Source organism: Pseudomonas sp. SMN11, from assembly GCF_052041945.1.
In the GTDB taxonomy this organism is placed as follows: Bacteria; Pseudomonadota; Gammaproteobacteria; order Pseudomonadales; family Pseudomonadaceae; genus Aquipseudomonas.
On sequence record NZ_JBKGGW010000024.1, the window covers coordinates 31042 to 54434 of the forward strand.

General features: G+C 58.3%; 23 protein-coding genes. 13 read left to right on the forward strand and 10 right to left on the reverse strand.

Annotation, left to right across the window (positions count from 1 at the left end):
- Positions 1-214 precede the first annotated feature (214 nt).
- From guaB to ACLEJU_RS19005, 3 genes are all read right to left on the reverse strand, one after another.
- Positions 215-1684: an IMP dehydrogenase gene (guaB, locus tag ACLEJU_RS18995; protein ID WP_016713074.1), complete on the reverse strand. Its 1470-nt coding sequence runs from the start codon at positions 1682-1684 to the stop codon at positions 215-217.
- An 86-nt stretch (positions 1685-1770) separates the two neighbouring features.
- The gene (locus ACLEJU_RS19000) at positions 1771-2328 is read right to left on the reverse strand and encodes a sugar ABC transporter ATPase (RefSeq protein ID WP_103445500.1); all 558 of its coding nucleotides are present in this window, start codon (positions 2326-2328) and stop codon (positions 1771-1773) included.
- 46 nt (positions 2329-2374) lie between these two features.
- Complete coding sequence (locus tag ACLEJU_RS19005) at positions 2375-3130, reverse strand: sulfite exporter TauE/SafE family protein (protein WP_435424467.1); 756 nt, start codon at positions 3128-3130, stop codon at positions 2375-2377.
- Positions 3131-3226: 96 nt separating this feature from the next.
- Here ACLEJU_RS19005 and ACLEJU_RS19010 point away from each other — a divergent pair, with 96 nt between their 5' ends.
- The 4 genes from ACLEJU_RS19010 (at position 3227) to leuA (ending at position 8652) form a co-directional block, all read left to right on the forward strand.
- A complete protein-coding gene (locus ACLEJU_RS19010) occupies positions 3227-4105 on the forward strand; it encodes a LysR family transcriptional regulator (protein ID WP_435424466.1) in 879 nt (292 codons plus the stop codon).
- Between the two features lie 249 nt (positions 4106-4354).
- Positions 4355-5734, forward strand: coding sequence for an exodeoxyribonuclease VII large subunit (xseA, locus tag ACLEJU_RS19015; RefSeq protein WP_435424465.1), 1380 nt, complete (start codon positions 4355-4357; stop codon positions 5732-5734).
- A gap of 3 nt (positions 5735-5737) precedes the next feature.
- The gene (locus ACLEJU_RS19020) at positions 5738-6565 is read left to right on the forward strand and encodes a peptidoglycan DD-metalloendopeptidase family protein (protein WP_435424464.1); all 828 of its coding nucleotides are present in this window, start codon (positions 5738-5740) and stop codon (positions 6563-6565) included.
- Between the two features lie 413 nt (positions 6566-6978).
- The gene (gene leuA, locus ACLEJU_RS19025) at positions 6979-8652 is read left to right on the forward strand and encodes a 2-isopropylmalate synthase (protein WP_435422952.1); all 1674 of its coding nucleotides are present in this window, start codon (positions 6979-6981) and stop codon (positions 8650-8652) included.
- 95 nt (positions 8653-8747) lie between these two features.
- Here leuA and ACLEJU_RS19030 read toward each other — a convergent pair whose 3' ends face one another.
- The gene (locus ACLEJU_RS19030; RefSeq protein ID WP_435422951.1) at positions 8748-9956 is read right to left on the reverse strand and encodes an MFS transporter; all 1209 of its coding nucleotides are present in this window, start codon (positions 9954-9956) and stop codon (positions 8748-8750) included.
- Between the two features lie 209 nt (positions 9957-10165).
- On the opposite strand from ACLEJU_RS19030, the gene aepX reads away from it, so the two are divergent.
- The 8 genes from aepX to ACLEJU_RS19070 all read left to right on the forward strand — a co-directional run bounded on the left by aepX (position 10166) and on the right by ACLEJU_RS19070 (position 15664).
- On the forward strand, positions 10166-11050 hold the full coding sequence (gene aepX, locus ACLEJU_RS19035; RefSeq protein ID WP_435422950.1) for a phosphoenolpyruvate mutase: 885 nt from the start codon (positions 10166-10168) through the stop codon (positions 11048-11050).
- On the forward strand, positions 11031-11591 hold the full coding sequence (locus ACLEJU_RS19040) for an HD domain-containing protein (RefSeq protein WP_435422949.1): 561 nt from the start codon (positions 11031-11033) through the stop codon (positions 11589-11591). Before aepX ends, ACLEJU_RS19040 begins: the two co-directional genes overlap by 20 nt.
- Positions 11592-11942: 351 nt before the next feature.
- On the forward strand, positions 11943-12344 hold the full coding sequence (locus tag ACLEJU_RS19045; RefSeq protein WP_440776739.1) for a PHP-associated domain-containing protein: 402 nt from the start codon (positions 11943-11945) through the stop codon (positions 12342-12344).
- Entirely contained in the window at positions 12341-12910 is a 570-nt protein-coding gene (locus ACLEJU_RS19050) for a hypothetical protein (RefSeq protein ID WP_435422947.1), read from the forward strand. The genes ACLEJU_RS19045 and ACLEJU_RS19050 overlap by 4 nt, the downstream gene beginning before the upstream one ends.
- Positions 12911-13082: 172 nt before the next feature.
- On the forward strand, positions 13083-13205 hold the full coding sequence (locus tag ACLEJU_RS19055; RefSeq protein ID WP_440776737.1) for an NAD(P)-binding domain-containing protein: 123 nt from the start codon (positions 13083-13085) through the stop codon (positions 13203-13205).
- Between the two features lie 29 nt (positions 13206-13234).
- A complete protein-coding gene (locus ACLEJU_RS19060) occupies positions 13235-13966 on the forward strand; it encodes an NAD(P)-dependent oxidoreductase (RefSeq protein WP_440776738.1) in 732 nt (243 codons plus the stop codon).
- Positions 13963-15114, forward strand: a complete 1152-nt coding sequence (locus ACLEJU_RS19065) for a homocitrate synthase/isopropylmalate synthase family protein (protein ID WP_435422946.1) — start codon at positions 13963-13965, stop codon at positions 15112-15114. Before ACLEJU_RS19060 ends, ACLEJU_RS19065 begins: the two co-directional genes overlap by 4 nt.
- Positions 15104-15664 carry a cupin domain-containing protein gene (locus tag ACLEJU_RS19070; RefSeq protein ID WP_435422945.1) on the forward strand — a complete coding sequence of 187 codons (561 nt, stop codon included), beginning with the start codon at positions 15104-15106 and terminating at the stop codon, positions 15662-15664. Before ACLEJU_RS19065 ends, ACLEJU_RS19070 begins: the two co-directional genes overlap by 11 nt.
- 282 nt (positions 15665-15946) lie before the next feature.
- Here the strand turns inward: ACLEJU_RS19070 and ACLEJU_RS19075 are convergent, their stop codons facing one another.
- The 3 genes from ACLEJU_RS19075 to zwf are packed head-to-tail and all read right to left on the reverse strand — an operon-like array spanning position 15947 to position 18814.
- Positions 15947-16627, reverse strand: coding sequence for a bifunctional 4-hydroxy-2-oxoglutarate aldolase/2-dehydro-3-deoxy-phosphogluconate aldolase (locus tag ACLEJU_RS19075; RefSeq protein WP_435422944.1), 681 nt, complete (start codon positions 16625-16627; stop codon positions 15947-15949).
- A gap of 17 nt (positions 16628-16644) precedes the next feature.
- Positions 16645-17358: a 6-phosphogluconolactonase gene (gene pgl / locus ACLEJU_RS19080; RefSeq protein WP_435422943.1), complete on the reverse strand. Its 714-nt coding sequence runs from the start codon at positions 17356-17358 to the stop codon at positions 16645-16647.
- Complete coding sequence (zwf, locus tag ACLEJU_RS19085) at positions 17345-18814, reverse strand: glucose-6-phosphate dehydrogenase (RefSeq protein ID WP_435422942.1); 1470 nt, start codon at positions 18812-18814, stop codon at positions 17345-17347. Before zwf ends, pgl begins: the two co-directional genes overlap by 14 nt.
- Positions 18815-19025: 211 nt before the next feature.
- Between zwf and hexR the strand changes: the two genes are divergently transcribed.
- Complete coding sequence (hexR, locus tag ACLEJU_RS19090) at positions 19026-19889, forward strand: DNA-binding transcriptional regulator HexR (RefSeq protein ID WP_177326722.1); 864 nt, start codon at positions 19026-19028, stop codon at positions 19887-19889.
- Here the strand turns inward: hexR and ACLEJU_RS19095 are convergent.
- The 3 genes from ACLEJU_RS19095 to ACLEJU_RS19105 all read right to left on the reverse strand — a co-directional run bounded on the left by ACLEJU_RS19095 (position 19882) and on the right by ACLEJU_RS19105 (position 23393).
- A complete protein-coding gene (locus ACLEJU_RS19095) occupies positions 19882-20736 on the reverse strand; it encodes a D-hexose-6-phosphate mutarotase (RefSeq protein WP_435422941.1) in 855 nt (284 codons plus the stop codon). The two genes, hexR and ACLEJU_RS19095, sit on opposite strands and share 8 nt — an antisense overlap.
- Positions 20737-20853: 117 nt before the next feature.
- Positions 20854-22197 (reverse strand): carbohydrate porin, encoded by a 1344-nt coding sequence (locus ACLEJU_RS19100; protein ID WP_435422940.1) that lies wholly within the window; start codon positions 22195-22197, stop codon positions 20854-20856.
- Between the two features lie 41 nt (positions 22198-22238).
- The gene (locus ACLEJU_RS19105) at positions 22239-23393 is read right to left on the reverse strand and encodes an ABC transporter ATP-binding protein (RefSeq protein WP_435422939.1); all 1155 of its coding nucleotides are present in this window, start codon (positions 23391-23393) and stop codon (positions 22239-22241) included.

Sequence of the window (23393 nt, forward strand, 5' to 3'; positions counted from 1 at the left end):
CTCGTCAGTGGAAATCGGAAACGACGCGGGGCTGTAACGACAGCCCCGCTTGCTAATTTTGCTGGGCTTCGTACGATATGTGCCTACGCGTCGATCATGCTGCGTTGAAAACAGGCTCGGAATGCTCATTTGCAACCAGCAAACTCCGCTTCCTCGCCTGTTTTCGCCTTGCCTGATCGCCGCTCGGCTACATTTCGTACGAACCCAAGAAGCCTCAGCCTACGCGGTAGTTAGGGGCTTCTTTGGTGATCTGCACGTCATGCACGTGGGACTCGGCCATGCCGGCACCGGTGATGCGCACGAATTCCGGCTTGGTGCGCATCTCTTCGATGGTCGCGCTGCCGGTGTAGCCCATGGACGAACGCAGGCCGCCCATCAGCTGGTGGATGATCGCGGCCAGGGCGCCTTTGTAAGGAACACGGCCTTCGATACCTTCCGGTACCAGCTTCTCGGCGCCGGCCGAGGAGTCCTGGAAGTAACGGTCGGACGAGCCTTGCGCCTGTGCCATGGCACCCAGCGAGCCCATGCCGCGGTAGGCCTTGTAGGAACGCCCCTGGAACAGCTCGACTTCGCCCGGTGCTTCTTCGGTACCGGCGAACATCGAACCCATCATCACGCAGGAAGCACCGGCAACGATGGCCTTGGACAGGTCACCGGAGAAGCGGATACCGCCGTCGGCGATCAGTGGCACGCCAGTGCCTTCCAGTGCAGCGGCGACGTTGGCGATGGCGCTGATCTGCGGCACGCCGACACCGGCAACGATACGGGTGGTGCAGATCGAGCCTGGGCCGATACCGACCTTGACGGCGTCGGCGCCGGCTTCAGCCAGGGCCTTGGCCGCAGCGCCGGTGGCGATGTTGCCGCCGATCACCTGCACTTGCGGATAAGTTTCTTTCACCCAGCGAACGCGGTCGATCACGCCTTTGGAGTGACCGTGCGCGGTGTCGACCACCACCACGTCAACGCCGGCGGCAACCAGAGCGGCAACGCGCTCGCCGGTGTCCTTGCCGGTGCCGACCGCAGCGCCGACGCGCAGGCGGCCCTGGTCGTCCTTGCTGGCCAGCGGGTAGGCCTTGGCCTTTTCGATATCCTTGACGGTCATCATGCCCTTGAGGTTGAACTTGTCGTCAACGATCAGGACCTTTTCCAGGCGGTGCTTGTGCAGCAGCTCGCGGACTTCGTTCTTGTCGGCGCCTTCGCGGACGGTGACCAGACGCTCTTTCGGCGTCATCACGTCGCGGACCTTGGCGTCCAGACGGGTTTCGAAGCGCACATCACGGGAGGTAACGATGCCGACCAGGTCGCCGTTCGCCAGTACCGGAACGCCGGAGATGTTGTTCAGGCGGGTCAGGTCGAACAGGTCGCGAACAGTGGCGTCGGCGTCGATGGTGATCGGGTCCTTGACCACGCCAGCCTCGAACTTCTTGACCTTGCGCACTTCGCCGGCCTGCTGTTCGATGGTCATGTTCTTGTGGATGATGCCGATGCCGCCTTCCTGGGCCATGGCGATGGCCAGGCGCGCTTCGGTGACGGTATCCATGGCAGCGGAAACCAGCGGAATGTTCAGCTCGATGCCACGAGTCAAACGGGTCTTGAGACTGACTTCATTGGGCAGTACCTCGGAGTAGCCAGGTACAAGGAGGATATCGTCGAAGGTCAGGGCTTCTTGGCTGATACGCAGCATCGCGGGGGCTCCCGGGCGGGAAAAATGGAAGCGCGCCATTATACTCATCCACGGCGCGCCGCTCAATGCAAAATAAGGGCCTTCGGTCAGCCTTGTGGCACTTTTACCTGCACCACCGCCACCGGCTGGTCGAGCCAGTCGGCAAAGCTGTCGAGAAAGGCCTGGGTGAACCCGGCCTCGCCCCAGTTGTTGAAGATGAACCCAAGGTTGGAAAAGGCACATGGCTGCAGGTAAATGAAGCCATTGATGTCGTCCTCATGGCCGCACAGCGGGCAGGTGAAGTTGTCGCTCACCGCCGGCATCCACTCTTCCAGGCTCTCGAACAGCGGCTCGCCGACCTCGCGCCGGCATTCCGGGCAACCGGCCTCCTCAAGGAACCCCTCGGTCGGGGTATAGATGCAACGCTTGAGCATCACTTCCAGGCCATTGACCTGCTCGCCGAACGGCAGCTTTTCAGGATGCAGGGCGACCTTGCGCGCGCCCGCCGCCAAGGCATGGCCCATGCGGTTGCCGGTGCGCCCGCAAGTGGTCAGTTGTTCTTCGACGATCTTCTCGCGCACCAGCCAGCGCAGGATGGCGCGGGCACGGGCTTCGTGCACCTCGACGGTGGACAGCTTGGGGACAATGATGCTCTGGGTGTTCATGAACGAAGCGGGCCTGCGGACTGCGGTAATCCTGCAATTCTACAGCTCAGCCGCTCAGGTAGCGACCGATCAGCGCCAGGCCGCTGGCCAGCACCAGCCAGGTGACCAGGCGCACGAAGGCTTCGCGGGACAGTTTCAGGGTCAATCGGCGGCCCACCCAGAGACCGATGAACATCACCGGCAGCAGGCAGGCGGCGAGCAGTAACAGGCTGGTGTCGGCGTACACGCCGGCAATCAGGAACAGGGTCAGGCGCACGATGGTGCTGCAGCTGATCAGGGCACTCTGGGTCGCGCGCACCTGCTCCTTTATATCCAGGCGTGCGCTCAGGTAGATCGCATAAAGGAAACCGCCACTGCCGAACAAGGCGCCGAACAGCCCGCCAACCGTGCCCATGGGCACCGCCCAAAGGCCCGACAACCTGGCCGGGCGCACCGTCACCGCCAGGCCGTAGATCGCATAGGCGGTGACGAACAGTCCCATCAGCAGCAACAGCAGCTCGGACTTCAGGTGCAGCAGGAACACCACGCCCAGGGTGCAACCCACGGCCATGCACGGCAACAGGCGCAGCAGCTCGCCGCGCACCACGTCGCGGCGTGATGGCAACAGGTTGCCGAAGGCGGCGACGAAGTCGAGCAGCACCAGCAACGGGATGATCTGCGACAGAGGCATGAAGTGGATCAGCATCGGGCCAGCCACCAGCGCAGTACCGAAGCCGGCGATGCCGAAGACGATGTAGGCGGCGCCGACACCGAGCAGGATGGGCAGCCATTCAAGACCGGAAAACGACAGTTGGGCGAGCATGGCAAGAATTCCTGGGAGAAAGGCAAAGGTTAGCCAGCCATGAGCGATGCCGACTAATATGCCTTTATCGCCATACCCATCTCGAAAAGGCATGACATGACGTCGATCCGCCAATTGCGTTACTTCGTGGAAATCGCCGAATGCGGCAGCTTCAGCGGTGCCGCCGAGCGGCTGTACATCGCCCAGTCGGCACTGAGCCGGCAGATCAAGGAGCTGGAGCAGCAACTGGGTACCCCACTGTTCGAACGCACCGCGCGCCTGCCGCGCCTGACGCTGGCCGGCCAGACCTTCCTGCAACGTGCGCGGCGCTTGCTGGCCGACCTGGCGCAGGCTGAGCAGGTAACCCGCGACATTGGCGAAGGGCTGCAAGGCAGCCTGCGCCTGAACCACTCCAGCACGGTACCGCTGACCGGCCCATTGCTGGCTCGCCTGGGCGGCTACCTGAGGGGCAACCCGGGAATTGCGCTGGAGATCGCCCAGCAGTCGTCGGAGGCGCAGCTGGAGGATATTGCTGCGGGGCGCCTGGATATCGGCCTGCTGCGCTTGCCGGTGCTGCGCCAGCATGAAGGCGTGGTGCTGCATGAGCTGTTCAGCGAACCCTTGCTGCTGGCGGTTGCAGCCGGGCATCCACTGGCCGCTGCAGCGCAAGTGAAGCTTGAGCAGCTGCGTGAGGAGCGCTTTATTTCCATCCCGCATCGGGATCGCGGCGGGCTGAGCTACCTGTCGGCCTCACTCTGCATGGATGCTGGCTTTTTCCCGCGAGCGGCGCAGGTGCTGTCGCGCAAGACGACGCAGCTGCAGCTGATCCAGGCGGGATTCGGGGTGGCGCTGTTGCCAGAGTGCATGCGCGAGATTGCACCGGCCTCGGTCAGCTTGGTGGCGCTGGAGGGGGGAAGCGAGAGTACCGTGGCACTGGCCTGCCGACGCGATGCGGGACAGATGGTGCGCCAGTTCGTGGCAGCGATGCATGACTGACTGGTCCCATCGCTGGTGAGTTCCCCTGCAGTTACTGCGCTGGGCTGAGCCAATGCGAGGTCACTGTGGGGGGGCTTGTGTCGCGAAAGGGCCGCAAAGCGGCCCCGGCAATTTATATGGCGGAGCTGAAAACCTGGGACCGCTCTGCGGTCCTTTCGTGACACAAGGCCGCTCGCACAAGGTCCGCGACAAGGCTGACGAAAGGGGCAAGACAGACAACCAGGGCCGATGTCCTTTATGATGCTGACCATGATCAAAGACCCTTTCGAACGACTCGGCCTGGACCGCGAGGTCCTCACCGTCAGCCAACTCAACGGCCGCGCTCGCGTGTTGCTGGAAGACGTGTTCCGCAGCGTGTGGGTGGAAGGTGAGATATCCAACCTCGCCCGCCCGGCCTCCGGCCACATGTACTTCACCCTCAAGGACAGCGGTGCCCAGGTGCGCTGTGCCCTGTTCAGGCAGAACGCCACCCGCGTGCGCCAGGCCCTGCGTGATGGCTTGGCGGTGCGCGTGCGCGGTAAGGTCTCGCTGTTCGAAGGGCGTGGCGACTACCAGCTGATCCTCGACACGGTCGAGCCGGCCGGTGATGGCGCCCTGCGCCTGGCCTTCGAGGCGCTGAAGGAGAAGCTCGGCGCCGAAGGGCTGTTCAGTGCCGAGCGCAAGAAGCCGCTGCCGGCCCATCCGCAACGCATCGGCATCATCACCTCGCCCACTGGCGCAGTGATCCGCGACATCATCAGCGTGTTCGGCCGCCGGGCACCGCAGGTCGAGCTGAACCTGATCCCCACTGCCGTGCAGGGCCGCGAGGCGATCAACCAGATCGTCCGCGCCTTGCAGCAAGCTGACCGGCTGGGCTTCGACGCGCTGATCCTGGCCCGCGGTGGTGGTTCGCTGGAAGACCTCTGGTGCTTCAACGAAGAAGCCGTGGCGCGTGCCGTGGCCGCCTGCGTAACGCCAATCGTCAGCGCCGTCGGCCACGAAACCGATGTGTCGATCAGCGACTTCGTCGCCGACGTACGAGCGCCTACGCCTTCGGCTGCCGCAGAGCTGCTGGCCCCCGACAACAGCGGCCTGCAGCAGCGCCTCGACGGCCTGCAGCGGCGCCTGCTGCTGCGCATGCAGAACCGCCTGACCCACGACCGCCTGCGCCTGGAGTCGCTGACCCGGCGCCTGCGCCATCCCGGTGAACGCCTGCGCCAGCAAGCGCAACGCCTGGATGACCTGGACATGCGCCTGCGCCGCGCCTTCATGCTCAACCTCAACCAACGCCGCGAGCGCCTGGCACGCCTCGATACACGCCTGGCCGCGCAGCATCCGGGGCGCACGCTGAAGCTGCTGGAGCAGCGCCTGGACAGCCTCGCCGAACGCTTGCCACGGGCCATGCGCGAAGTGCTCAAGGACCGCCGCCAGCGCTTCCAGGCACAACTGCAGACGCTGCAGGTAGTCAGCCCGCTGGCGACCCTGGCCCGTGGCTATAGCATCCTCCTCGACGAGCAGGGCCAGGCCATTCGCAGCGCCGAGCAGACCCGCAACGGCCAGCGCCTGACCGCCCGCCTGAACGAAGGCGAGTTGCTGGTTCGCGTCGAAGACAATCACCTGACCCCGGTCACCCTCTCTTTACTGGACTGACACATGCCTCGCCTGTTCGCGCCCCTGCTCGCCCTCTCCCTCATGCTGCTGACCGCAGGCGCCCAGGCCAGCTACATCACCCGCACCCTGAACAAGCCCGTGCCCGGTGGCGTAGCGGTGGTCGACCTCGGCCCGGCGGCAACAGCGCCGAACGCGCGCTTCGATGGCAAGCCGGTGCTGGTGGTCAAGGAGCAGGACAACTGGCTGGCCATCGTCGGCATCCCGCTGACCCAGAAGCCCGGCACTGCCGTGCTGACCCAGGGCGGCCGCAGCCTGCCCTTCAGCGTTGGCAGCAAGAAGTACCCCGAGCAGCACATCACCTTGAAGAACACCCGCCAGGTCAACCCGAACCCGGACGACCTCAAGCGCATCGACCGTGAACTGGCCGAGCAGATCAAGGCGTATCGCAGCTTCAGCCCGGTGCTGCCGAGCAACCTGATCCTCGACAAACCCGTCAGCGGGCCGTTGTCGAGCAAGTTCGGCGTGCGTCGCTTCTTCAACGGCGAGGAACGTAACCCGCATGCCGGGCTCGACTTCGCGGTGCCGGCCGGCACGCCGATCAAGACCCCGGCCAACGGCAAGGTGATCCTGGTGGGCGATTACTTCTTTAACGGTCGTACGGTGTTCGTCGACCATGGGCAGGGCTTCATCAGCATGTTCTGCCACATGTCGAAGATCGATGTGAATGTTGGCCAGCAACTGCGCCGAGGGGATGTGGTCGGGCGCGTGGGCTCCACTGGGCGAGCGACCGGGCCGCACATGCACTGGAATGTCAGCCTGAACGATGCGCGGGTGGACCCGGCGATCTTCATCGGTGCCTTCCAGCCCTGAGATTGGCGGCGCCTGCTTCGCGGGCATGCCCGCTCCCACAGGGAACGCGAAACCCTGTGGGAGCGGGCGAGCCCGCGAAGAGGCCAGCACAGCCAACATCACTTTCACTGTGTTGCGCCATCGAAAAATACTGCGCAAAAAATAAAAAGGCCATCACATATTTCAGCGATAAAATCTCGCCATTGAGCTTTTTTTAAGCATTCCTCTCAATTTTTTTCCAACGCTTGCCATCCCCCACCCCACTGGTTAGGGTTGAGGCATGAAAACCTTCAGCACCCTCATCCTGCTCCGACAACATCGCAGCCTCTGCCTGGTCAGCGCCCGACTACCAGGTTGATTCGCGTCGCCTCGCCTCTTCATCTCGTTACAGCTCGGCAGGCCCGATCTCGGCCGCACACAAAAGGATTGCTTCCATGACCATGCTCAAAGACCCATCGAAGAAATACCGCGCTTTCCCGACCATCGACCTGCCTGACCGTACCTGGCCGTCGAAGACCATCACCGAGGCGCCGATCTGGTGCAGCTCCGACCTGCGTGATGGCAACCAGTCGCTGATCGAGCCGATGGACTCGGAAAAGAAGCTGCGTTTCTGGAAGACCCTGGTGCAGGTTGGCGTGAAGGAAATCGAAGCCTCGTTCCCGTCGGCCTCGCAAACCGACTTCGACTTCGTGCGCACCCTGATCGAAGACGGCCACATCCCGGACGACACCACCATCCAGGTGCTCACCCAGGCCCGTGAAGACCTGATCGCCCGCACTTTCGAGTCGCTGCGCGGTGCGAAGAAGGCCATCGTCCACCTGTACAACGCCACCAGCCCGTCGTTCCGCCGCATCGTCTTCAACCAGGACAAGCAAGGCGTGAAGGACATCGCGGTGAACGCCGCCAAGCTGTTCGTCAAGTATGCCGCCCAGCAGCCGGAAACCCAGTGGACTTTCCAATACTCGCCAGAAACCTTCAGCGCCACCGAGATGGAGTTCGCCAAGGAAGTCTGTGACGCGGTCATCGAAGTGTGGAACCCGACGCCTGAGCACAAGGTCATCCTCAACCTGCCGGCCACCGTGGAAGTGTCCACGCCGAACATCTACGCCGACCAGATCGAATGGTTCTGCCGCAACGTCAGCCGCCGCGACAGCGTGATCATCAGCCTGCACTGCCACAACGACCGCGGTACCGGCATTGCCGCCACCGAACTGGGCCTGATGGCCGGCGCCGACCGTGCCGAAGGTTGCCTGTTCGGTAACGGCGAGCGTACCGGCAACGTCGACCTGGTGACCCTGGCCCTGAACCTCTACACCCAAGGCATCGACCCACTGCTGGACTTCTCCGACATCGACGGCGTGCGCAAGGTGGTCGAAGAGTGCAACCAGCTGCCGGTGCACCCACGTCACCCATACGTCGGCGACCTGGTCCACACCGCGTTCTCCGGCTCGCACCAGGACGCCATCCGCAAGGGCTTCGCCAAGCAACAGGAAGGCGAACTGTGGGAAGTGCCGTACCTGCCGATCGACCCGGCCGACATCGGCCGCAGCTATGAGGCGGTGATTCGCGTCAACAGCCAGTCGGGCAAAGGCGGTATCACCTACCTGCTCGAGCAGGAATACGGCATCAGCCTGCCACGCCGCATGCAGATCGAATTCAGCCAGGTTGTGCAGGGTGAAACCGACCGCCTGGGCCTGGAAATGACCGCCCAGCAGATCTATAGCCTGCTGCACAAGGAATACCTCCAGGCCAACGCCCCGTATGCACTGGTCAGCCACCGCCTGCAGGAAGAAAACGGCAACAGTGCCGTGGAAGTGGAAGTCGCCGGTGAAGGCGAAACCACGCTGCACTGGCGCGGCAAGGGCAACGGCGCCCTGGAAGCCCTGGTTGCCGGCCTGCCGGTATCCGTGGAGATCATGGACTACAACGAGCACGCCATCGGTGCGGGCACCAACGCCAAGGCCGCTGCCTACATCGAACTGCGCGTGGCCGGCGGCCGCCCGGTGCATGGTGTAGGTATCGATGAGAACATCACCACGGCCAGCTTCAAGGCGCTGTTCAGCGCACTGAACCGCTCGCTGAGCCAGCAGGAAGCCAAGGCCGCGTAACTCCCCGGCAAACCCCAAAAAGCCCGCATCTATGATGCGGGCTTTTTTTTACCTTAGATTCACCAGTTGGACTGTCAACCAGCATAAAGAACTGTTTAAGAAAAATCAGGCCCGTCAGTATGGGGACTACCTATCTTCACTTTCAACGAAGCGACTGCCATAGGTGCGAGCCCTAAACCTACGGGCACAGTACCCGCAAGTATGGCTACTGCACTGCCGAAATAACTGCTTATCAGCCCTGCCAATGGGACAGAAAGCAGCATCGAAACTTTGAAGAGTGCACTGGTAATTCCGGTGACTCTACCAAGCAAATCCGCGGGTACCAGCGCCTGCCTCAATGTCCAAGCTGTAATGATCACATAGGCCCCAAAGAAGCCCACGAAAAAGGCCGACACATAGTAAGATTCAACCGTTCCTAGTCCAAGTGGCGACACCCCTGATGCAGCCATTCCCGCAGTGCATGTGCACACGGCAATGTGGGAATTTACTGCTCTCATCATCCTCGGCGTGACTAAACCGGAAAAAATAGAACCCAAAGCATATGAAACCAAAAGGAATGGTGTTTCGCTGAGGTTGAGTACACCGCTATCCGCAGCACTCAGGAGCACGAAAAAAAGATAAATAGCTGTGAAGGCATTATTGCCCACGACGATATAAACAACATGCACCAGCGGCTTGTTTTGCACAAGTACCCTAAAGCTCGACATAAAGGAAGTCGGGACAACGGGGGCGATGCGAGGCGGCAGCTTCAAACAGGAGTAGCGATACAGAAAACTTGAAAGCAAAAAACAAATCGAAGCACCAATAAATACTACCGCCGAATTTTGTAACATCAAAATAGACGAGACAGCGACGGGCGATAGGATGAGCGCACATTGTTCGACGACAAGTAATCCTGCATTCATGCGCGGGAGCAAATCTCTATGGACGATACGGGGCATTATGCAGGCGCGAAGATTGCTAAGTATGTATGTCCCGATGGATATCACACTCAAGAGAATAAACGTCTCTAATAGAGACCACTCCCCTCGCCGAATCGTATAGAAAGCCACATCACAGCACAGGGCCAGCGCTACTAAGAAACCTAAGTCTCGCGGGCAAACGGCATCTACAAGCTTCCCAGCCAAATAACCAAAGGCAACCGGACCTAAATAAACGGTCGCTCTTAGCAGCGCGGAGACAACTTCATCCCCCGGTCTACTTAGCATGCTTAACGGCACGTAGATAAAAACCACCTGCACCGCACACGCCTCGACAAAGAAAGCAAGAAGCAGACCTGCCATTGCCTTTGAATGATCACTCATAATTAACTAGTTCTAAATTAAATCAGAGAAGCCTAATTCGCGGCCGCTCTACCGTCAACCAGGAGATCGGGCTCAATTGTCACCTCATAGTGACAAATTTATCCATGGAAAAGTAAATGTAAAAAAATAATGCAGAGCATTGAGTTTTTACCAAGTGTGACTAAGACTGAATCAGCAACTCATCCACAACAACAAAAACGGAGTTTGTGATGTCAAGAAAAAAAACTGTAGGAAGTTTCCGAAAACTATTATTCAACGGCAAGCTGGACCTGATCCTGGAGGCCCACAATGGGCTCTCCGCTAGAATAGTCGAGGAGACGGGGTATCCAGCTATTTGGGCATCGGGACTCGCTATTTCCTCAGCGATGGGGCTTCGCGATTGCAATGAAGCATCATGGAGTCAGGTCATGGAGGTCGCTCAATGCATAGCTGACGCAGTAAATATCCCTGTTCTTTTCGACGGAGATTCAGGCTTCGGTAATTTCAATAATGTAAGGCACATAGTTAAGCGCCTGTCGCACTATGGGATAGCCGGAGTTTCTTTAGAAGACAAACAGTTTCCTAAAATGAACTCGTTCGTCAGCCAAGAGCACGCACTTAGTAGCGTGGATGAATTTTGTGGAAAGATTAAAGCTGCGCAGGACTCGAAACGGGATGATGACTTTATTGTTATTGCTCGTACAGAAGCATTGGTAGCCGGAATGAGTGTACAGGCGGCTTTGAAACGAGCGGAGCAGTACTACGAAGCAGGTGCCGATGGAATTTTCATACACTCCAAAGAGACAGATGGATTCGACATATTGGAATTCAGTAAGTGCTGGGCAGGACGCTGCCCTTTGATAGTCGCCCCAACAACCTATAAAAACGTGTCGACAGAGCTACTACAGGAAGTTGGGATCTCGGTGTATATATGTGCAAACCAAATGATGCGGGCCTCACTGCTTGCAATGCGAAATGCAGCAGCACAAATTCAGGCAGACAATAGCATCCGCAACATCGACAATAACATCTGTTCGCTCGCCGAAGTATTCCAACTTATGAACTACGACGAACTAAAACATGCGGAGCGGATTTATGCTCGACAAGAAAGCTAGCATGCGGGCTGCCTGCCACATGCTCAAAACAATCATGCTTGAATGTAAAAAAGTAAAACTTAGCAACGGCGAAACACTCTTGGAGCACTCGCTTTGGAGTGCCCATCAGGCATTGACTGAGGGCTGTGCGGAAGAACTGATTGTCGCAGCATTGTTTCACGACATTGGGCATTACCTATGCAACAGTGACCCGGAAATGACTCCATATGAAAAGGACTGCCAGCATGCTGATCTGGGTGCCCAATGGCTAAATCGATGGTTCCCTCAGTCAGTCTGCTTGCCCATTCAACTCCATATCGATGCAAAGCGATACTTAATCACCCTCGATAAGAGTTATAACGACCAATTGAGTTCGGGATCACTGTCAAGCTTACACAACCAAGGGGGAAGCATGACAAGTGAAGAAATCTTGGCATTTCAAAGCAAGCCATACCACCATGACGCGCTATCCATCCGAAAGTTTGATGATACGCCGTATAACAACGGATTCGTGAGTGCGTATTCAAGGTATGAAAAAATCATCATGGCCGTGATGAGGTGATGAATGAAAAGGACAATATTGGATGCTCATGTACATCTGCTCATGTGGAAGCAGCAAGCAGAGCCGGATTGGGACTCAGTGAGCCAGACGCTCAAAGTGGCAAATTTAAATGAGCTCGATGCAATCTGCATCACCGAACACATTGAAGCTGATGCTTACGAAAAACTAATGCTGGGCCTATTCTGCAGCAATCGCCTCGGTGGTAGTACGCAGGGAGACGGCTCAATTATTTGTAACGGTGTACTTGTGTTACCGGGTGCAGAGCTACATCTCGCGAACAATATGAACATTGGCGTGCATGCTGACCTCGAAACACTGCTGAGTCTCGATCGACGAGCGAGAGCGTATACCATGGATACACTTCATGGACTGCTAGAGAAGCGAGGCCGACCTTTTAAACTAGTAGCGCACCATGTTTTTTGGCCAGGTAAGACATGCTCAGATCTTGTAACTTTAAAACGCTGCATAAACGCGATCGAGGTCCCGGCCAAAGACCTCACAAACATAAATAAATACCTGACATTAGCATCGACATTAAATCTCGACACTACAGGAGGTTCTGACTCTCACTCATTCATATCCATAGGCACTTGTAAAACACTTCTAAATGAAGATAACACACACAGTCCACTCACCCTAAAAAAATGGCTCCACAGCCATCACACAACGCACGAACCGGATCGCGACTCATTGCGTTTAACTGCTTTGGCTAGGATTCATCGTCAAACCGACACAGCGAGAAGGGAACCATGAACAACAAAATAACTATTTGCAAAACTAACCTTGAGAGACTCCTTGCTTCGAGAAAGATGACCATGTCTCACATTTGTGATGTGGAGCTTGATGACAAATTCGCTTACTTCGAAAGTATTGAGCAGTTGAGAGAGCTTGCTAGCTACTTGGCATTGCCGCTGAGCGATCTTTTTTTAGGTTCTACTGCTACCGACTTGGATAATGGCGTAAAAATAGCTAGACGAGGAACTGGTTTCAAGCGTGAAGAGATCAGAAATGGTACTCATTGCTACACTTATGAGCATTTGGTTACAACCAATCAAGACTCTCGATTAATGGCTTTACGACTGGATGTACGCGCCAACGACTTCCAATGTATGTCTTTGAATGGCGGGCACGCATCAAAGGAAGTTGTATACGTAACTAAAGGGAGCGTGCGGGTTCGGTGGCTGGACTCTGACAATGAGTTTAAAGAAGGGATATTGAACGAAGGCGACTCCATCTTCATTCTCCCCGATGTACCTCACGGATTTGTCAGCAACATACCTGGTGAGAAATCAGAAATTATCGCCATCAACTATGGCTAGCATTGAAAACAAAATACCCGGTGGCATAGGATAATTTTCACACTAGCCACCTTCTAGAAAACTAGTAACTGACGCAAGCTCCACCGGCACGCATCAAGCATGCCGTGCTGCACTCCTTTATCTACTTGAAACTGCAACTATGCATGCCTTGTGAATTATAGAGGATCAAACCATGACTATCACCGTCGGATTAATTGGCCTAGGTCAAATGGGTCATGCCATATGCCATCGACTTCTAGACACTGGCGTCGAGGTATTAGTCCACAACCGCACATACGAAAAGCTGAAGAACTGATACGCCGAGGCGCACTTTGGAAAACCAACTTGAGAGAGCTCGCAGATAACGCAAACATTATTCTTGTATGTGTTAGCGGAGAAAGTGCACTACGGGCAATCTATTACTCAGATACTGACGGACTGCTTTACTCGCTCAAAGAAGGAAAAGTCGTAGTTGACTTCAGCACCTTGTCAGCGGAGTCTGTGATCAAACTACATGAAGCGTTCGGAAATATCGGTGTGAGTTATATCGAATGCCCGGTCTCTGGGGGAGTAGTGGGCGCTCTCGAGGGAAAATTATGTTCCATTGTCTCAGGTAGTGAACAAGCCTACTCATCGGTACATCCCATACTCATAAAAATCTGCAAAACAATCAACTATGTTAAACAACCTGGAAAGGCACAGCACCTTAAAATCCTCAACAATCTGGCAGAGTCTATCAATTTAGCCGGGGCATTGGAAGTTATTCATCAAGGTCAGGCGTTGGGCTTGGATCTCGAATCAATGGCGAAGGTATTCACTTCTTGCCGCGGTCGTTCCGCCTACATGCAGGTATCGCTGAACTATATTCTCTCAGGATTGACAACTAGTCATGTGACGCTGGCCGTCCGCTGTAAAGATTTGGAATTGGCGCAATCTCAATTACCAGACCTTAAGGCTTATCCAGCAACAGCGATGGCGATCCAATGCTTCATCGACGCCAGACACGCCTTTGGCGACGACGTTGACCAATGCCAATACTTCTCATTACTCGCTCAACGACGGAGTGTTACATTATGAGCATACGTCAAGATATTATCGTCGAAGACACGACATTAAGAGATGGCGAGCAAGCACCTGGTATTTCGTTTGGAAGAGCAACTAAACTAAAGATCTTCAACGCCCTAATCGACGCGGGTATACGGTGGATTGAGGGCGGCATATACGCGATGGGCGGCACTGAGAGTCGAACATTAAGTGAGATGCTAGAGCGCACACAAGGAACTGATATTCGACTGGTAGGTTGGAATAGAGGGATACGTGCAGACGTAGAGGAATCACTCGACGCAGGCTATCGATACATACATATTGGGTTACCCACCTCAGAGATCCACCTGAAGCACAGCATAAACAAATCAAAGGACTGGCTTGTCAGACAGGCATGCGAATTAATAGACAGTGCAAAGCAACGCGATGTCTTTGTCTCAATCAGCGCTGAAGATGTTGCCCGCTCTGACTTGTCATTTGTCGTTGATTATGCTGGCCACATCTGCGAAGCGGGAGCCGATAGGTTACGGCTATCTGACACGATTGGAGTGCTTACGCCTGAACAATACCACTCCATTATCCGTACTGTGGTATCCGCAGTAGAGATTGATACCCAGTGCCATGCTCATAACGACTTTGGCCTTGGTGTAAGCAATACATTATCCGGCTTGCAGGCAGGCGCAAAATATTTTCATGCCACTGTAAACGGTATTGGCGAACGAGCGGGAATGCCTGACCTGGCGCAAATGGTAATGTCTCTAAAAATTCAATATGGGATTGACATTGGTGTGAAGCCGGAAAAGCTTCAAACACTCTGTGAGATTGTGGCCAACGCAACTGGCTCTCAAATCAACCCTTGGCAGCCCATCGTGGGCAGCAATATTTTTTCTCACGAGTCAGGTATTCACACAAAAGGGACTCTTAACAACGGCAAGTCATTCGAGCCTTACGATCCGAGCCTAATGGGGCGCGAACGTCACATTGTCGTCGGTAAACATTCTGGACGCGCCTCAATTAAATACGCATTAGACCAATTGCAAATCACATGCTCAGATGATGAAGTCCACCAATTGCTGCAATTGGTGAGAGAGGTGTCCATGATTAAATCAAGTGCCATAAGCCTCACCGACGTGGCCATGCTTTGTTCCACTATAAAAAAAGGAAGGCAGCATGGAGTTTAACATCACAGCAAAACTCGATGACCTTCAAAAATTAATACAAAAACGGAAAATGAATCTAGATAATGTTCGAGGCCTCTATGATAGCACCATCGACGGCATTAAAATTAACTCTACGCAGCTTAAAAATATTGCCCAATATCTTAACGTCACAGCAGCCTATGCGATTGAGGAATTAAGCGGCAAGAACGATAAATCTCAAAGCTGCGTTTTCGGCGGACTCATCCGATTCGATCGCCTACGGCACGTGCAGGGTGAGCCCGCCTATTTTTACCGCCACTTACTCAAGACAACTTCAGATAAAAATCTGCTGGTACTCAGAACGACCCCTCTATTTCCATCGGCCGAGAAGGCAATACTAAACGCCGGACATAAGGCTAGAGAATTCGTATACATTCTCTCTGGGACAGTTGGGGTTAAATGGGGAAGTCATCCACACCTTCACAACGAGGTACTAAATGAGGGAGATTCCATTTTCATTGAAGAATGGACTCCTCATTGTTTCTATAAACTTGAACCGGATTCACAAATTCTCGCGATTGATTACCTTTAACTACTGTCACAGTCGCTGAGCCGGGAGAAAGCCAAGTCTACTTAAGCGGTGCCGCGATGAACGAGAAAGCCCGCATCTATGATGCGGGCCTTTTTTTTACCTACACCGGCCTCTTCGCGGGTAAACCCGCTCCCACAGGTATTGCACAGCTTCGACTTTTGTGAGGTCTCTGTGGGAGCGGGCTTGTCCCGCGAAAGGGCCGGCACTGGCAATTCATAAACGTCAGGCAAAAAAAGGGGGCGCCGACCAAGCGCCCCATAAGCCGTAAAGCACACAACAAATTCAGTTGGCGTCGAGCAATGCCATCGCCTCGGCGCTGCACGCTTCGATGCGCGCCCAGTCGCCGTTCTTGATCCAGCTGCTGTCCAGCATCCAGGTGCCGCCCACGCACATCACGTTGGGTAGCGCCATGTAATTGCGCACGTTAGCCGGGTTCACGCCGCCAGTCGGGCAGAAGCGGATATCGCCGAACGGGCCACCAAACGCCTTGATCGCCGCCACACCACCGCTGATTTCCGCCGGGAACAGCTTGAAGCGACGGTAGCCCAGGGCATAGCCCATCATGATTTCGGACGGGGTGCTGATGCCTGGCAGCAGTGGGATCTCGCTGTCGACACCGGCTTCGAGAATGTCCTGGGTGATGCCGGGCGTGACAACGAACTGCGCGCCAGCGGCTTCCACCGCCGCAAACATGCGGCGGTCGAGCACGGTGCCAGCGCCCACACACAGCTCCGGGCGCTGCTCGCGCAGCACTTGAATAGCCTTTAGGCCATGCTGCGAGCGGAGCGTGACTTCCAGGGTACGGATGCCGCCGGCGGCCAAGGCGTCAGCCAATGGCAGGATGTCTTCCTCACGGGCGATGGTGATTACCGGCAGGATGCGCGCCTTTTCGCAGATGGCATCGATCCGGGCGGCTTTATCCGCCATCGAAAGCTTTGGCTGTGGGCGTTCAAGGGTGGTCATGACAATGGATCCTTGGCTCATGGGCACCAGTAGATGTCCAGGGGGTCGTGAAGAAAGGCGCGAATCGGCATTTCGGAAAGGTCGTTGCCCGCCAGCGCGGCGCGCAGGGTAGCGAGTTTGCCCGGGCCTTGCACGGACAGCGCGATGAACGCCGCACTGGCCAGCAGTGAACGGGACATCGACAGGCGCTGGTGCGGCACGCTTGGGGCCAGCATCGGCAGGCAACGCCGCTTGCTGTTCGGGTCCAGGCCTTCGGCGAGGTTAGGGCTATTGGGGAACAGCGAGGCGGTATGGCCATCGTCGCCCATGCCCAGCACCAGTACGTCGATTGGCGGCAACTCTATCAAGGCCTGGTCGGCACCGGCCGCAGCGGCATCAAGGTTTTCAGCCTGCTGATAGAGACCGACGAAGCGCGCCTTGGCGGCAGCCCCCTTGAGCAGATGGCGGGCGAGCAGGCCAGCGTTGCTGTCGGCGTGCTCCACCGGCACCCAGCGCTCGTCGGCCAGGCTGACGGTGACCTTGGCCCAGTCCAGCTGTTCGCTGGCCAGCTTTTCAAGGAACGGCACCGGGCTGCGACCGCCAGACAACACCACGCAGGCCTGGCCCTTGGCGGCAATGGCTGCACGCAAGCGTTCGGCCACGTCGTGGGCCAGGGTTGCGGCCAGCGCCTTGGCATCCGCCAGGTCGTGCACCTGCACAGCCGCAGGCAGCTTCAATTCAGATATCGCCATACCAGGCCCTCCCATCACGGGTAATCAATGCAATCGAGCTCATTGGTCCCCAGGAACCGGCCGCGTAAGGCTTGGGCGCATCGCCCGCGTTACGCCAGCCGGCGATCAACTGGTCACACCACTTCCAGGCATACTCGATCTCGTCCTTGCGCACGAACAGGTTCTGGTTGCCACGCATCACTTCGAGCAGCAAGCGCTCATAGGCATCCGGAATCCGCGCACTGCGCCAGGTGTCGGAAAAATTCAGCTGCAGCGGGCCACTGCGCAGTTGCATGCCCTTGTCCAGGCCCTGCTCCTTGGTCATCACCCGCAAGGATATGCCTTCGTCCGGTTGCAGGCGGATGATCAGCTTGTTACCGATCTGCAAACGCTGTTCCGGGGCGAAGATGTAGTGCGGCGTTTCCTTGAAGTGGATGACGATCTGCGACAGCTTCTGCGGCATGCGCTTGCCGGTACGCAGGTAGAACGGCACGCCCGACCAGCGCCAGTTGCGGATGTCGGCGCGCAGGGCGACGAAGGTTTCGGTGTCGCTCTGGGCATTGGAATTGTCTTCTTCCAGGTAACCCGGCACCGGCTTGCCGTCGCTGTAGCCGGCGATGTACTGACCGCGCACCACACGAGTGCTCAAGCCTTCGCCGGTGATCGGTGCCAGTGCCTTGAGCACCTTGACCTTCTCGTCACGGATGCTGTCGGCTGACAGCTCGCTGGGCGGGTCCATGGCGATCAGGCAGAGGAGTTGCAGCAGGTGGTTCTGGATCATGTCGCGCAGCTGGCCGGCCTTGTCGAAGTAGCCCCAGCGGCCCTCGATGCCGACCTTCTCCGCCACGGTGATTTCCACGTGGGAGATGGAATTCTGGTTCCACTGGGTTTCGAACAGGCTGTTGGCAAAACGCAGGGCGATCAGGTTCTGCACCGTCTCCTTGCCCAGGTAGTGGTCGATGCGATAGACACGGCTTTCCGGGAAGAAACGCGCCACGGCATCGTTGACCCGCCGCGACGACTCCAGATCATGGCCGATGGGCTTTTCCAGCACCACCCGGGTGCGGGCGACCAGGCCAGCCTTGTCGAGGTTCTCGCAAATGGCGCCGTAGACGGCCGCCGCCGTGGCAAAGTAAGCGATCAGCGGCTGCTCGGCGGCCAGTTGCTCGGCCAGGGCCTGGTAGCCCTCGGGCTGCAGGAAATCCAGGTGCTGGTAGCGCAGGCGACCCAGAAAACGCCCTAACGCGGCGGGCTCGATTTCAGCCTCGGCCACATGCCGGCGCAGGTGCGTTTCGATGGTGTTCAGGTGATCCTCGGCGCTGCCGGCCTCGCGGGCCAGCGCCAGCAGGCGGGTATCCGCGTGCAGGAGGTTGGCACGGTCGAGCTGGTAGAGCGCGGGAAACAGCTTGCGCAATGCCAGGTCGCCAAGGGCGCCAAACAGGGCAAAGGTGCAAGGTTCGACACTGATCGCAGCCATGATGTTGGTTCTTTCCTAAAGTTGGTCTAGGAATACCGCTTTCACACACGGTTTTCAAGGGATAATGTAGTAAAAACCACAACATTACACACAAGCGTTACAGACAAGTGGTACGCCAATCGCACCGACAGTACGATAGACGACCGTGCAAAAAGCCTGCTGCTCCAACAGCCGGCTGTCTTCCCGACCCAAGGACACACCCATGGACCGCGTGCGAAACCTCCTGGAACAGATCCAGGGACGCCTCGACGAGCTGAACAAGGCCGAACGCAAAGTCGCCGAAGTCATCCTGCTCAACCCGCAACAAGCCACCCGCTTCAGCATCGCCGCGCTGGCCCAGGCGGCCAAGGTCAGCGAACCGACCGTCAACCGCTTCTGCCGTTCGTTCGGCGTCAGCGGCTACCCGGAGCTCAAGCTGCAACTGGCGCAGAGCCTGGCCAGCGGCGCGGCTTACGTCAGCCGCGCAGTGGAAGCCGACGACGACCCGGCAGCCTACACCCAGAAGATCTTCGGCAGCGCCATCGCCTCGCTCGACAGCGCCTGCCAGCAACTGGACCCACAACAGGTCAGCCGCGCCGTGGACATGATGATCCAGGCCCGGCAGATCCACTTCTTCGGCCTCGGCGCCTCGGCGCCGGTGGCCCTCGATGCCCAGCACAAGTTCTTCCGCTTCAACCTTGCGGTATCGGCTCATGCCGATGTGCTGATGCAACGCATGCTGGCCTCGGTGGCACACACCGGCGACCTGTTCGTGATCATCTCCTACACAGGGCGCACCCGCGAGCTGGTCGAAGTGGCACGGCTGGCCCGGGAAAACGGCGCCTCGGTGCTCGGCCTGACCGCTGCCGGCTCGCCGTTGGCCCAGGCCTGCAGCCTGAGCCTGCACATCCCGCTGCCGGAGGACACCGACATCTACATGCCGATGACGTCGCGGATCATCCAGCTGACTGTGCTCGACGTGCTGGCCACCGGCATGACCCTGCGCCGCGGTGTGGACTTCCAGCCGCACCTGCGCAAGATCAAGGAAAGCCTCAACGCCAGCCGCTACCCGATCGAGGACGACGAACTCAACTGAGCCGGTGCGCCTGCAGCCGCAAGTGCGCACGCTGCCCCGGTGCCAGGCTCAGGCCCTCGCCACTGCCACTGGCCGCCTCGACGCAGACAAAACCCTGGCACTCACGGCCACTGACGCCCATCAGCGGCCGATTGCCCGGGTGCCAGACCACAGTATCGTCGCTGTCGCCGGTGTCGATGCAAAGCTCCCGTTCCCAGGCCGGGTCCTGCAACTGCACCCGCGGCGTGCCCGGGTAGACCTTCTGGCAGCCACCCTTGAGCTTGAGCGCGCCGTCTTCACGGCAGGCCTGGCGACTCAGGCGGTCATAACCTTCGATATCCTCAAGCCCAGACAGCGCTATCTCGGAAACGTCACTGATACGCCAATAGGCCAGCAGCGCATGGCTCAGCTGGCAAGGTTCGCTGTCCTGGTGCTCGGTGCTCAGGCTCAGTTCCATGCGGCTGCCGAGCCTGGCGTGCAGGTCTACCTGCCAGTCACACAGGTCCAGCCGCCACTTCAGGCTGACGCCTTCCTCGTCTTCGCGACTGTCCACCAGCTTCCAGTCCAGCAAGCGCGCCCAGCCATGAGCTGGCCACAGATCTTCGCTGGGATGGCGGCCATACCAGGGCCAGCACACCGGCACACCACCGCGAATGGCACCCACCTGCGGCCATTGCTCGGCGCACCACAGCCAGGGCCGCTCACCGGCCGGCTGGAAGTGCAGCAGTTGCGCGCCCTGGCGGCTGAACACCGCCTGGCAATGGGGATGGTCGATGATCAGCACATCGCGCTGCTGGTAACGCTCCCACTCGAATGTCGGCCGCGGCCGCTGCGAGGAAAAGAAGCGATGTAGCGGATGTTCAGGCATGGTTCCAGGCTCTTGTTGTTTGAGATAGCGCTATCTCGGCCTATCCTCGACAACCACTGCAAGCCAGTGGGTGCCGGGAGCCGAATTTGGATTGGCGTAAATTTACAACAAGTTCGCTTAGAAAGACGACTGAATCTTCAAACCTGCGACCAGCGCGTTGTCGACTTCGTCCACACCGCCCGGGCTCTTGATGTACTGCAGGTTGGGGCGCACGGTCAGCCAGTTGGTGACGTGGAAGCCGTAGTAGAGCTCGGCGTTGTACTCGGTGCGCTGCAGTGGCACGAAGCCTGGGTTGTCGTAATCGTCGATACCGCTCTGGGCATTGAGCAGCTCGGCGCGCTTCTTCACGTCATCGTTCACATGAATGCGTGCCACACCGAAGCCGATGTCGTCCTTGGGCCGGGCGTCAAAGGCACCCTTGTAGACCAGACCGACCTGCTGGTAGTTGTCGACCACGTTGGTGGCCTTGTCGTGCACGGTGAAGTTGGCGAACAGGCTCAGGCCGCGATTGATGTCGCCGCCATGGGCGGTGACCTGCTGCTGCGCCACCACCCACCAGCCGTGCTTGCTCGAATGCGACTTGAAGTCCTGGCCAGTGACCGCCTGCGGGTTGCCGTTGACGTCCTCGAACACGTCATCGGCCTTGGCCGTGCTGTAGTAGTAACCCAGGCGGTATTCACCCGGCAGGTCATTGACCTTGGGCGACCAGACCATCTCGACCGGCAGGATTGCGCCTTTTGTGCCGCTGCCACTGAGCTTGAAGCCGTTGCCGGTCTCCAGGTTCGACGGGTTCTGCTCGTAGGCGCCGACTTGAACGAAGAATTCCGGGGTGATGTTGTACTTGACCCGCAGTGCCCACTGGCTGACCGGCCAGTTGTACCAGATGCCGCCGACCCAGTTGCCCACCTGCGAGCCGCAGAACGCCAGGTTCTGGAAGTCGCAGGGGAAGCTGTTGAAGTCCTCCCCTTCACCGAAGCGGCCAACCTTCACGTCCAGCGCGCCGTCGAAGTACTTCTGCTTGACCCACATCTGCGTCAGCCGCCAGGTCTGGCCACGGCCCCACACTTCCTGCACCGAGCTGAACTGCCCGGCGCGCGGGTCGCTGATGCGGTCGTTGGACAGGTTGCGGCCACTGCGTTCGGTGATCGCCAGCTTGAATTCGGCATCGTGCCAACCGAGGATCTTCTGCAGGTCCAGGTGGGCGCCAAGCGCGAACTGGTCACTGTAGCGTGCGGTCTTGTCGTCGTTGTAGCCGCCATGCAGGTTACCGGCCACCTCGCCGACATAGTCGAGGGTGAAGTCGTAGCCTTTGTCCAGCAGCTCGGTGCGGGTACCCCCCCAGTCACCGGTCATCCATTTCGACTCGCTGGAAAATGCCTCGGCAGCCTGCACACCGCTGCTGCCAACCACGGCAAGCAGAGCCAGTGAACCCAAGGTCCTGATGCGATTGCGCTGTTCCATCCCTTTGCGTCCTCTTTTTTCTTATTGATGGTGTAGACGAATTAGCGGCCCTTGAAGTGGGCCACGTTGTCCTTTACGGCGGTATTGCTGCTGGCCAGGTGCAAACGTTCGCCGCTGCCGGCGTCAAACAGCAGTACCCGTGCCGGGTCGAACTGCAGGTTCAAGCTATCCCCTACCCGGCAGGCAATGTCCGGCGCCAGGCGGCAGCAGACCTTGGTCTGGTTGAGGGTGACAAACACCAGAAGGTCCGGGCCGGTGGGCTCGGTCACCTGCACTTCGGCGCGGATACCGGGCAGGCCGTTGCCCTCGCTTGCGCCCAGGGCGATCTGCTCGGGGCGGATGCCGAGGATGATCTCGCGGCCGTCGAGGTCATCGCTGGCCGGCCCCAACGGCAGTTCGCAGCGCGCCTGGCCGCTGTCGAGCACTGCCAACAGGCGCCCGTCATGCTTGGCCAGGCGCACTGGAATGAAGTTCATCGGCGGCGAACCAATAAAGCTGGCGACGAACTGATTGGCAGGGTCGTTGTAGATCTGCTGTGGCGTGCCGAACTGCTGGATGATGCCGTCTTTCATCACCGCCACCTTGTCGCCCAGGGTCATGGCCTCGATCTGGTCGTGGGTGACATACACCGTGGTGGTCTTCAGGCGCTGGTGCATCAGCTTCATTTCAGTGCGCATCTCGACCCGCAGCTTGGCGTCGAGGTTGGACAGCGGCTCGTCGAACAGGTAGATCTTTGGCCGGCGCGCCAGGGCCCGGCCCATGGCCACGCGCTGCTGCTGCCCCCCGGACAGCTGCGCCGGCTTACGCGCAAGCAGGTGCTCGATCTGCAGCAGCTTGGCCACCCGTGCCACCTCTTCATCGATGGCCGCCTGCGGCATCTTGCGGATCTTCAGGCCGAATTCGATGTTCTCGCGCACGCTCATGGTCGGGTACAGCGCGTAGGACTGGAACACCATGGCGATATCGCGATCCTTGGGGCTCATGCCGCTGACGTCCTGGCCGTCGATGAGGATCGCGCCACCGGTGATGTTCTCCAGGCCAGCAATGCAGTTCATCAGGGTAGATTTGCCGCAGCCCGAGGGGCCGACCAGGATCAAGAACTCGCCATCATTGATCGACAACTGGATGTCCTTGAGGGTGTCTGGCAGGCCGCTGCCGTAGGTCTTGTTCACATTGCGAAGTTCGAGCGTTGCCAT